The 11,373-nt window shown below is 57.2% G+C and carries 9 protein-coding genes; all 9 read right to left on the bottom strand.

All coding sequences use genetic code 11. The features are described 5' to 3' along the window. Positions 1-2: 2 nt before the first annotated feature. Positions 3-731, bottom strand: coding sequence for a nucleotidyltransferase family protein (locus tag K5845_RS00335; protein ID WP_090226337.1), 729 nt, complete (start codon positions 729-731; stop codon positions 3-5). Positions 732-791: 60 nt separating this feature from the next. After that, positions 792-2,348, bottom strand: coding sequence for a tRNA (adenosine(37)-N6)-threonylcarbamoyltransferase complex ATPase subunit type 1 TsaE (tsaE, locus tag K5845_RS00330; protein ID WP_287957960.1), 1,557 nt, complete (start codon positions 2,346-2,348; stop codon positions 792-794). A gap of 142 nt (positions 2,349-2,490) precedes the next feature. Then, positions 2,491-5,025, bottom strand: coding sequence for a sensor histidine kinase (locus K5845_RS00325; protein ID WP_046477911.1), 2,535 nt, complete (start codon positions 5,023-5,025; stop codon positions 2,491-2,493). Positions 5,026-5,261: 236 nt separating this feature from the next. After that, a complete protein-coding gene (ahcY, locus tag K5845_RS00320; protein ID WP_046477912.1) occupies positions 5,262-6,671 on the bottom strand; it encodes an adenosylhomocysteinase in 1,410 nt (469 codons plus the stop codon). A gap of 313 nt (positions 6,672-6,984) precedes the next feature. After that, positions 6,985-7,290: an HPr family phosphocarrier protein gene (locus K5845_RS00315; RefSeq protein WP_287957957.1), complete on the bottom strand. Its 306-nt coding sequence runs from the start codon at positions 7,288-7,290 to the stop codon at positions 6,985-6,987. Between the two features lie 57 nt (positions 7,291-7,347). Continuing rightward, entirely contained in the window at positions 7,348-7,752 is a 405-nt protein-coding gene (locus tag K5845_RS00310) for a PTS sugar transporter subunit IIA (RefSeq protein ID WP_046477914.1), read from the bottom strand. Between the two features lie 156 nt (positions 7,753-7,908). Then, complete coding sequence (locus K5845_RS00305; protein ID WP_287957955.1) at positions 7,909-8,394, bottom strand: HPr kinase/phosphorylase; 486 nt, start codon at positions 8,392-8,394, stop codon at positions 7,909-7,911. Further along, on the bottom strand, positions 8,378-10,330 hold the full coding sequence (locus tag K5845_RS00300; RefSeq protein WP_287957954.1) for a stimulus-sensing domain-containing protein: 1,953 nt from the start codon (positions 10,328-10,330) through the stop codon (positions 8,378-8,380). The genes K5845_RS00305 and K5845_RS00300 overlap by 17 nt, the downstream gene beginning before the upstream one ends. Before the next feature lie 85 nt (positions 10,331-10,415). Next, positions 10,416-11,123: a response regulator transcription factor gene (locus K5845_RS00295; protein WP_046477916.1), complete on the bottom strand. Its 708-nt coding sequence runs from the start codon at positions 11,121-11,123 to the stop codon at positions 10,416-10,418. Positions 11,124-11,373 lie beyond the last annotated feature (250 nt).

Here is an 11,373-nt window from a genome sequence, read left to right as displayed (position 1 = left end):
TTTTAAACCCGCTTCGCCGCATCCTCGATCCACGCTTCGGCGTCGTTCAGTGCGTCGGGTGTCCCAACATGCATCCACCAACCGTCGAGGCGAAGGCCGTAAAGGCGACCCCGCGCAATTGACGCGTCCCAAAGCTTATTTAGGGAAAACGACCCTTCTGGTGCGCCTTCAAATAAACGCGGGTGAGCGATGGATACGCCTGTGAATACAAAGGGTGAGACATCACGTTCAGGACGGCGCTCCAACAGCCCGTCCGGTGACATCGAGAAGTCCCCAAATCCATGATAGCCTAGAGAATGCGAAGCCAGCGCCACAAGCAATAAGCTATCCATGCGCTCAGGGTCCCAGGCTTTGATGAGCCTGTCTAGGTTCCGGCCGACACCTTCGATCCAGGTAGAATCTGAATTGTGGATAAGAAAGGGCTCGTTCCCAATCAGCGGCAGAGCCCTGACGATGCCCCCACCGGTATCAAGGAGACCATGGCGCTCATTGGAAATGATAATTTTAGGCGTTGTGCGGTGGCTAAGATGGTTTTCGAGGGCATCGGCGCAATAATGCACATTGACGATCGCACGCTCGACTCCCGCCTCGTGGAGCCGATCCAAAACATGATCGATCAACGGTCGCCCTGCCAACTTCACCATCGGTTTCGGAATTGAATCCGTAAGGGGGCGCATGCGTTGGCCAAGGCCAGCGGCCAAGACCATTGCAGTCGAAACTTTTGACGTCATGTCAGAACTCGGGTCATGAATGCTGAGAAATGGTGCGAACGAGGGTGTCTAACCTAAGTTTCAAAAGGCTGGAATTTTCTCACGGATATTAGGTGGGAAGGCCGCATCATACCATTGCGCCAGCGCCGCAAGTTCGGGATGGGCCAAGTCTCGGGTTAAATATCGCCAGACGCGGGGAATGTGAGCCAGATAACGGAGTTTGCCGTCGCGCTTCGCGAGCCGCGCGAATATTCCCAGGATCTTGGTGTTTCGCTGCGCGCCGAGCGCGGCATAGGTGAACCGAAAAGCGTCGGGATCAAAACCGGGCTCCGACTGCTGAACTTTCGCGAGGTAGTGTGTCAGCAAACGCGCTTCGATAGCCTCATCGACGTCGATACGTGCATCTTGCAGAAGAGAGACCAGATCATAGGCCGCTGGCCCCGCCAGCGCGTCCTGAAAGTCAATGAGCCCGACACGCTGCACGCCGGGGCGATCTGCCAGCCAGATTAGATTAGGTGAATGGAAGTCACGCAACACCCACCGGTGGGGCTCACGCGAGAGCGTATCGAAAATCTCAGACCATGCAGCCTGATAGGATTTGCGTATGTCAGGTGGGGCCTCTGTCCCGCGAATAGCGGGCCAATACCAGTCGAGAAGCAATTCCGTTTCGATGTCCAGAACACCCGTGTCGAACGGGGGCAGGACATGGGCCTTATCGGCGGTAGCGGAAAGCTTGCTTGGGATGGGGACGCCACGTAAAGCAATCAGCACGTCTGTCGCGGCACGCCACAACTCCTCCTGACTGCTCCCCTCCATCATGGCATGTTTGAACTCATGCTCCCCAAGGTCTTCCAGCACGAGAAATCCGTTGTCGAGATCGCGCGCAAAGATCTGCGGTGCGCTGAAATTGGCTGCGCGTAGCGCCTCCGCGATGGCAACGAACGACATCGTGCCTTCGGCCAAATGTGCAATCTGACTATAAGCCAGCTGGTCACGGATTGGCGGCCCGTCCGGCTGGCGCGGCCAATCCATAACCAACGCCCGCTTATCACCCGTGATGGACGTAAGCCTTGCATAGTGGCGCGCGGAAGCATCGCCGGTGATCGGGGTGAGGCGAACATCGTCGTCGACGAAACCAGCTTCCCGCACGACCCTGTGGAGGGCGACGAGGCGTAAAACGCGCGTCTCCCAACTCCCGTGGCCTTCCAAGCGGAGAGAACGCGTTTCGCAGTCACTGACGACGGCACCGTCGTTGAGGAAAATGTCGAGCCGGTCTGCAGGTAAAGCATCCTCGGCACGCTCTGGCCACTCGATCAGGGCCGCGCCATGTGTGAGCGCGTGCTCAAGTCCCAGCTCATCGATCTCCTCAGGCGCACCGAGCCGGTAGAGGTCGAAATGTGCAATGCCGAGCCGTGCGGTTTCGTAGTTTTGCACGAGGGTGAAAGTGGGGCTCGGAATGTCGAGATCATCGTCATTGGCCACTGAGCGGATCAGGGCCCGTGTGAACGTGGTTTTTCCGGCTCCGAGATCGCCATGGAGGCAAATCGTGTCTCCCGGGCGCAGCAAAAAGCCCAGTTCCTGCGCCAAACGCAGCAGTTGCGGTTCGCTGAGGTCAGGCAAGGATTGAGTTTCAGACAAGCAAGTTTCCATGAGGCACAGCAAAGGTCGTTGAGCAAAAAAGCCCGAAGGTTGGCCAATGTGACCCAAAGACCGGCGCAAAAATCAGGCGGGACCGCGGTAGTATTAATTCGGCCTGATGGAAAATCCGATTAAAGCGTCCTTAGCGTTGCCTTTTTCTCGCTTCAACAGCCGCGCGTGCCTCCGCCAGCGGGTCGATTTCGAGATCCTGCTGCAGGCTGCCAACACCATGTTCCGGCAGCCGTACGGTCACGCGAGTTCCCTCTCCAGGCGCCGACTCGAGGGAAATCTCGCCGCCATGAAGCTCAACGAGGTTCTTGACGACTGCCAGCCCCAAGCCAGCGCCACGATGCTTGGAACCCCAGCTGTTGCTCTCAAACGGCTCGAACACCCGCTCTAGAGCGTCCTCGGGGATGCCGACACCGTTGTCCTCGACCTGAAACACCATTGTTCCGTTTTCTCGCCAGCAACCGATCAGAACGGTCCCGCCGTCGGGAGAGAAGCCGACGGCATTGGACAGAAGATTGTAGAGCACCTGGCGCACGCGTGCCTTGTCGGCCACGAACGTCTTGGCGTCGTCTGCGATTGCAATATCGAGGATCAGGTTGGAACGCACTGCGCGCTCGTGCACGCCCAACGCCGCAGCGTCGATCAGCTCGCGCACGTCGACTTCTTCAAGCTTCAGTTCCAAGGATCCCGCATCGATCGTTGCGAGGTCTAAAATACCGTCGATGATGTTCAGCAGAGTTTTCGACGACATGGAGATATCGCCAACGTACTCGCGCTGCTTGGGCGTCAAGTCGCCAAAGAGCGTGGTGCCGAGCAACTCCGTAAAGCCGATGATGTTGGTCAAAGGTGTGCGCAACTCGTACGAGACGCGGCCGATGAACTGGCTCTTGAGACGATCGGCAGCGACAAGCGCTTCGTTCCGCTCAACGAGCGCCCGTTCGTAGCGCTTGGAATAGGTCACATCGGTAAACGTGATCAGCGTCGCGCCGTCCGGTAGCGGCATCGTCGCATAATCAATCACGGAATTATCGACGCGCACCATCTGGCCATCGATGGGAAGCCGTTCATCGCTCAGTGCAGTAATCGCAAGCTTGAGCTGCTGCCAAACGTGCGTGTCCTGATAGAGCGCGCGTGCATCGGCAATAATGTCATCGATATGCGGACTGCTATCGAGCTTCTCGCGCGACAACTGCCAAACGCTGGCGAAAGCTGAGTTGAACAGTTTGAGACGGCCATCAGTCGCAAACACCGCGACACCCTCTTTTAGGCTGTCGATCGTTTCGCTCTGTACGCCGATGAGCTCGTTGAAGCGGCTTTCCAAGGCAAGCCGTTCGGTTTCGTCGACGAGCAGCTGGGTCATACCGCCGTCCTGACGCTGCTCGCTGACGACGTGAAGCACCCGCCCGTCCGGTAGATGCCACCAATCCTCGCGTTCACCGCCTGTACTGTGCATGGCGAGCACGCTGGCCCGCCATTCAGGATAATTCACGACTTCCGGAAGACGTCCCAGCTCACGAAGCCGGTCCAGTATATCAGTGTCCTTCGGTGCCGTTTTCAGCCACGTCTCATCGAATTCCCAAAGGTTGCGATAAGCGAGGTTGAAGAACACCAGCCTGCTTTCGGAATCAAACACCGCAATTGCCGAAGAAACGCGATCAAGAATACGGTCGAACGTTGCACTTTGCGATCCGGGTGCGCTGTCCGAGGTTGCCAATGCCGTCAAATCGATGGCTGCGGCGGCAGAGGCATCGTCGAGCTTGTGAACGATCACCTCGTGGATGCGCCGATCACCTCGCGTGATGAGGTTAAGCTGGCGGCGGAAGGTCGGCGTGGCGCGCACCGCGCGGGCGACGGTATCGCGTTGACGCAATTCAAGCAGCTCGATCTGCCGGTCGATAACTTCGTCGTTGCTCGTTGCTTCCACGGCCTCAACATAGGCAGCGTTGACCCAAATGATCCGACCTGCAGCATCCATGAGCCAAACCGGAAACGGGAGCGCGTTGATCAGCGCGCGACTTGAGCGGATATCGCGGGCTAGGCCTTCGTGGCCGTCAATGATGCGTGAGATATCGCGCTTGTATCCGGCGATATCCCGCAGCCGTAGCACAGCGCGGCCCGAGGATGCGCGTCCGTCGGCTTCCAAATGGCCGCCCACGGACGTCCTGATGATCATGTTGAAGGGACGGCCAAGACGCAGCAGCTTATCGACGGAGAGCCGCAACTTTTCGGCTGATCCGCGCTCCAGCCAAGACCCAAAGCCGAGAAGCTGCACATTGTCGTGCGGAAGACCGCGAATACCACGCAGCGTGTTGCTAACGACCGTAGGTTGCAGCCCTTCGTCCCATAGAACGAGAATCTGAGGCTCGCCGCCAATCACGGCTTCTGCGACGCCCAGTTGCTTTTTAAGCCTTTCTGATTCTTCACGAGCGCGACCAAGGGCGTGCCGGGTCGTCGTGAGAATCCGCCAAAGAGCCAGAATCGATCCGCCCGCAGCGCCTAAGAACACGGCAGCCGTCAGGAACATCGAAAGGCTCGATTCGGCAAACAGCATACTGCCGCCGTAAACGACGCCGGCAGTAATCATCACTGCGCTGGCTAGGCTAGCTACCAGCAGCACGACAAGTTCCGCTCGCGCGTTGGTCTCCCTGACATTTACCGGTGAAGACATCGCGTTCCAAATCAGCCGAATTCGTTGGCCTAGTTTGAGACTAGGTCGAAGGCAGCCTCCCACCCCGCGTGGACTGCGCCGAATCGGACAAAATTATGGAGTGTCGAGAAGGACCTGACTATAGGTTAACGAGACGTATACATGGCAAATTATGCACGAAAAAGCGCCGCAAGGTCGTTGCGGCGCTTTTTAAAGTTTGACCTGTGGCTAAGCTGCAGGATTCCCCTGTACAACGCTTAGTAGCGGTAGTGCTCAGGCTTGAACGGCCCTTCCGATTTCACACCGATATAGGAGGCCTGCTCATCCGAGAGCTTTGAGAGCTTCACGCCGATCTTTTCGAGATGCAACTTGGCGACCTTCTCATCAAGAAGCTTCGGCAGAGTGTAGACCTGCTTTTCATATCGGCCACCATCACGATGAGCCCACAGTTCCATCTGAGCCAGCGTCTGGTTGGTGAAGGATGCTGACATGACGAACGAGGGGTGACCCATGGCGTTGCCCAGGTTCACGAGGCGGCCCTCGGAAAGAAGGATGATCCGCTTGCCGTCAGGGAACTCGATTTCGTCGACCTGCGGCTTGATGTTGTCCCACTTGAAGTTCTTTAGGCCTGCGACTTGGATCTCGTTGTCGAAGTGACCGATGTTGCAGACAATTGCGCGATCCTTCATCGCCCGCATGTGGTCAATGGTGATGACGTCCTTGTTGCCGGTCGCGGTGCAGAAGATGTCGGCCTGTGGTGCGGCTTCTTCCATCGTGACGACTTCGTAGCCTTCCATGGCGGCCTGAAGCGCGCAGATGGGGTCGATCTCAGAGACCATAACCCGGCAGCCGGCGTTACGCAGGGAAGCCGCAGAACCTTTGCCGACGTCGCCGAAGCCTGCGACCATGGCAATCTTGCCAGCCATCATGACGTCGGTGCCGCGACGGATACCGTCGACGAGCGATTCACGGCAGCCATACAGGTTGTCGAACTTGGACTTCGTGACGCTGTCGTTGACGTTGATAGCAGGGAACAGCAACTTGCCCTGTTTAGCGAGCTGATAAAGCCGGTTGACGCCCGTCGTCGTTTCTTCCGACACACCCTTGATATTCTTGGCGAGTTCAGCGAACCAGCCTGGCTTTTCGCCGAGCGTGCGCTTGATGAGCGCAAAGAGAATTTCTTCTTCTTCCGAACCTGGCTTCTCGAGGAAGGCCGTGTCGCCCTGCTCAGCGCGCAGACCGAGGTGAACGAGCATCGTGGCATCGCCGCCATCGTCCAGGATGAGGTTGGGCGTGCCACCGTCAGACCATTCGAGGATCTTGCGGGTGTACTCCCAGTAGTCGGTAAGGCTTTCACCCTTGATGGCGAATACGGGAATGCCGGCAGCAGCAATCGCTGCAGCTGCGTGATCTTGTGTCGAATAGATGTTGCAGGAGGCCCAGCGAACGTCGGCTCCGAGCGCTGTGAGCGTCTCGATCAGCACAGCTGTCTGGATGGTCATATGCAAGGAACCGGCGATGCGCGCGCCAGCGAGCGGCTTGGAAGCGCCAAACTCCTCACGGGTCGCCATCAAACCCGGCATTTCGGACTCTGCGATGCGGATCTCTTTACGTCCGAAATCTGCAAGCGAGATATCCTTGATGGCATAGTCGATGGCATTGGTCATACACAAATTCCTTTTTCAGCGGTGATTGGCCGGCCGGCACAAAAAGGCGGCCAGCCTTAGAAGGGCGCGCTCCATAAACCGAGCACACCGAGGCGTCGCGCCGGCAGAAATCCATCTGACTGCGTGCGACGCGCCACTCCCCGCCCTTATATCGAGGCCTCGCAAAAATCGCAATAACATATAAACAAGTCTTTATGTCTCTCTTTTCAAGCGTCAAACGCGGAGAGCACGCTTGGGGCGCGTATGGGAGCGCCTAACGAACTAAAATCGTTGGGGAAGCTAGCAAATGAAGGCGGCTCAGCTCGGCCTAGTCTTAAATCTCTTCGCACATATCTTCGCCGAAACCGGCCTCAACGAGTGCGACCAAGGCCTCGATGGCCTCTGGGCCTTCCACCCCTTGCGCGCTCATATGGAGCGTTACGCCGGGTCCGGCGGCGAGCATCATCAAGCCCATGATTGACGTGCCGCCAACACTCACACCGTCGCGGGTTACCGTGACGTTTGCCTTGAAGCGCTCAGCGCATTTCACGAATTGGGCGGAAGCGCGTGCGTGGAGCCCCTTGCGGTTGCGGATTGTGACGACGGCTTCAGGATGTTTGCTATCGATAATTTCAGGCATGGTCAGATCAGATCGTCCCGCAATTCAGAAAAAGTGAGGGCGGGACTATGCACGAATTTAGGACTCACCAGACAATTCCTGGCTTGCGATCTTGATGTATTTGCGGCCGGCATCCCGCGCAACGATCACAGCTTCTTTAAGCTCCATTTCCGAGCGCACTGTCGCGAGCCTGATCAGAATGGGCAGATTGATACCCGCAATGACCTCGGTATCGACTTCATCCATCACTGAAATAGCCAAGTTAGACGGCGTTCCCCCGAACATATCAGTAAGAATGACGACGCCATTGCCGCTGTTGGTCGCCTTGACTGCGTCGATGATTTCCCGGCGTCGCTGCGCCATATCATCGTCGGGACCAATAGAGACCGTCTCAAGTTGTTGCTGAGGACCAACGACGTGCTCAAGCGCAGAGCGAAATTCCGCAGCGAGGCGACCGTGGGTCACGATAACAAGTCCAATCATCGCACTTGTACCGATATCCTGTCCGTTTCCAATCGCCGACCTTTCGTCAGGCCGGTGTTGTAATCGCGGGCTGTCGTGAAGAGAAACTGCACGAATCAGTCCCATGGCCCGGTGCGGGGCCGCCAAAGTGGCAAGGGTTTGCAGCAAGCGCAAGAGTCAAAGTACGAGATCATCCTTTTTGCCGTTCGCGCAGCCAAATTGTGCTAATTCTAGCAGTACCTTGCATGCCGCCGAAGCTTCAAATCCGGAGATCTGCAGCAGCGGGAGCGATATTCCGGCGATTTCGCGCCGCGGCCTTGGATCCGGCAGGCGTTCGACCTGATCCGCCGACACAAGTTCAACGATGAGCACAAGCTCGGCATTATCAAGAGCTGGGACCGTCACAATGCCGTGCCCGCGCACCTCAAGTTGGTCGCGTATTGTCTCAGGCGCGCTCAAGATTACCGTGTCGTTAACGACCTGGACTACGGCATAGTCGTCCGCCACGAGACGGACGTCACCCTTTACCAGCGAGTTCGGTCCCTGCATGAGGCAACGTAGTGCCAGATCTGATTTACCTGAGCCTGATGGCCCGCAAATCAGTGCGGCTAGACCGTCAAGAGCGATAGCGGTCCCGTGAATGACATTAAGCCCGCCGGCCACTGGTCTTGCCTCCGCGCGCGGGTGGCTCCTGAGTAGGTAGCCGCACGGTGAATCGGGAGCCGAGCGGTCCGGCATTGGGATCGGCAGAGGGGCGGTTCTCGGCTGAGATCGTTCCGCTGTGCGCCATGATGATTTCGCGCGAGATGCTCAATCCGAGGCCGGAATTGCTGCCACGGCTCGAATGCTCTGTCGGCCGGTAAGTGTAAAACCTTGAGAAGATTGTTTCCAGCTTGTCTTCTTCTATGCCGCAACCGTCGTCTTCAACCCGGATTTCTATCTGGCCTCCCATCGCAATGGCCTTAACGACCACGCTGCCACCAGAAGGTGAAAAGGAGATCGCATTGTCGACTAGGTTGGTAAAGACCTGTGCGAGCCGACCGGCGTTGCCATTGACGATAAGACCCCGCGCTTCTGGATCATCCAGGATAAATTTCAGCTTGCAGTCGTATTTCTCGGCTTTGTCTTGGAAGATGGAGAGAACCTGACTCAGGATCTCCGACAGATCGACCGGCTCCTGCGACTGCAAAGCGAGTTCCGCATCAAGCCGAGACGCACGCGAAACGTCGGTTATGAGTCGGCTGAGGCGCGTGAGTTCACCTTGGATCTGCTCAACCAACATATCGCGCTGTTCATCGGTTTTGGCGTACGTGAGCGCCTGCGCTGTCGAACTTGCGGCGGTTAGAGGGTTTTTGAGCTCGTGTGCGACATCTGCCGCAAACTTTTCGCTGGATTCAATGCGCCGATAAAGAGACTCGGTCATTGCCCCGAATGCTGAGGCCATTTGCCCGACTTCGTCTTTACGCCCTGTGAAGGCTGGCAAGGACTGTCGTGCTTTAATATCGCGGCTGACGTGCTCGGCGGATTCCGACAACCGTTTCATCGGACCTGCAACGGTGCGGGCGAGCATGAAGCCGGTCAAGATGCTGGCAACCAGGGCAATACCCGCCAGGGGCCAGAGCCCATCACGCCAATCGCTGAGGATCTTATCGACCTCGCCTGGCGGCGAAGACAACAGCAAGACCCCCAATACCGTGTTCATGCGCTGGATCGGCACGGCGATGGAGACAATCTGTTGTCCCTTCGCATTCAGCAGGAGCATCGCGGCGTCATCGCCCTGCAATGCCTGACGCACCTCCGGATAGTACTTGCCGTTGGCTGAGCCGATTTCTTTGTAAACCTGTACTTCTTTATCGATCAGCCAATGCTGCAGCCGCGTCCAGAAGTCTTTAGTCGTCGGGCGCTCAGCCTCGGTTTCGGTTGTCTCCTGGACGGCGAGGCGTTTGATCTGGCCCGGCTTTAGAAGGTCATCTGTATCGACGACGAGATTGCCGCTGCGATCATAAATGCGCGCGCGTGTGCTGGTGGGCTGCGTCAGGCGACGAAATATGGGAGCGACTTTTTCCGGACTGATGGATAATTCGAGAGCAGCGAAACCGTCGTCGCGGAAGGGTATCCGTGCATTCTTGTCCGTTGGCAAACGATCGGGGTCGACGACGATCATGCCCCGTTCGATCTTGGCTTCCCCCGCTATAGCCGCAGCGATGATCTGCCCTTGAATGCGCAAAGCCTCTCGCTTGGCATTGATAAGCCAGCCGCTGTTGAAGCTAAGGTACACCATGCCGCCGAACAGGATGACGAAGCCAAGCAGGTTCGACACCATGATCCGTCGCAAGAGCGACGCCGAGATGAAGCGGACGAGCGGCTGGCGATTGAACCAGTCGACAAGCGCTCGGCGAACCGGGCCACCTTTCCGGAATGCAGCAAAGAAGCTTTTAACTCGTCCTGGAACCGGGATCGTGTTTAAGCCGGAACGTTCTGGTAGGTTTTCGAGCGCGGGACGAGCAAGATCGGGCAGCGACATAACGTGGCGCTGGACGCTATCACGAACGCCCATGAGCCAGTTACCTGAATCCTCGCGGTCGCCCCCGAACGCCATTTCGTCTCCAAATTAATGGAGGAACCGATGAAGCGAACATACTTACCACCGCGGTCCCTCATACCCCCTTTATGGCGGTTCGGTCTCAGGCTTCTTTGAAGCGATACCCCACGCCGTAAAGCGTCTCAATCACATCGAACTCTTCGTCCACCTGCTTGAACTTCTTGCGCAAGCGCTTGATGTGGCTGTCGATGGTCCGATCGTCGACGTAGACTTGATCATCATATGCCGCATCCATCAAGGCGTCTCGTGTTTTCACGACGCCGGGTCGTGCGGCAAGCGCCTGAAGGATAAGGAATTCCGTAACGGTCAGCGTGACAGACCGGTTATCCCAATGACAAGTATGACGTTCCGGATCGAGCTTCAGCTTGCCCCGTTCCAGGACTTTCGCGGCTTCCGTCGGCGTCTGTTGACCGTCTTTGACACCAAAGCGGCGCAGAACCGCTTTAACGCGCTCGACAACGAGGCGTTGTGAGAAGGGTTTGGCGATGTAGTCGTCGGCACCCATCTTGAGGCCGAACAATTCATCGATTTCTTCATCCTTTGAGGTCAGGAAGATAACGGGCATGTCCGACTGCTGGCGCACGCGGCGCAGCAATTCCATCCCATCCATGCGCGGCATCTTGATGTCGAAGATGCCAAGATCGGCTGGATCTTCACTGAGGGCCTCCAGCGCCGAGACCCCGTCGTTATAGGTTCGGACCTTATAGCCTTCGGCTTCAAGCGCCATCCGAAGCGAACTCAGGATGTTGCGCTCATCGTCAACCAACGCAATCGTGCTCTTTTCTTTCATCTTTGTTTCTCGCCTGTAACCGAGTGAGTCGGCGATCCCTGCCTGAGGCGCTGTATGGCGCTATGTTGTGTGAATTGTGGCAAGCGGAAAAGTGCGCGCTGGCGTCTGAACATAATCTGAATGGCTATTTCACCGAGTGAGGCGAGGTGCCGTACCGAAATTCGCTCGACGAAGTCATGGGAGCGTCCGGAGCTGTCCCGCTTGATCAATCCTGAACACAAGGCTCCTGAAGGTAACAGTCAAGGTGCTT

Origin of the sequence: Filomicrobium sp. (assembly GCF_025698805.1) — a bacterium.
Classification (GTDB): domain Bacteria; phylum Pseudomonadota; class Alphaproteobacteria; order Rhizobiales; family Hyphomicrobiaceae; genus Filomicrobium; species Filomicrobium insigne.
Note: the sequence above shows the minus strand (reverse complement) of the source record. Positions and strands in the feature narration are given on the sequence as shown.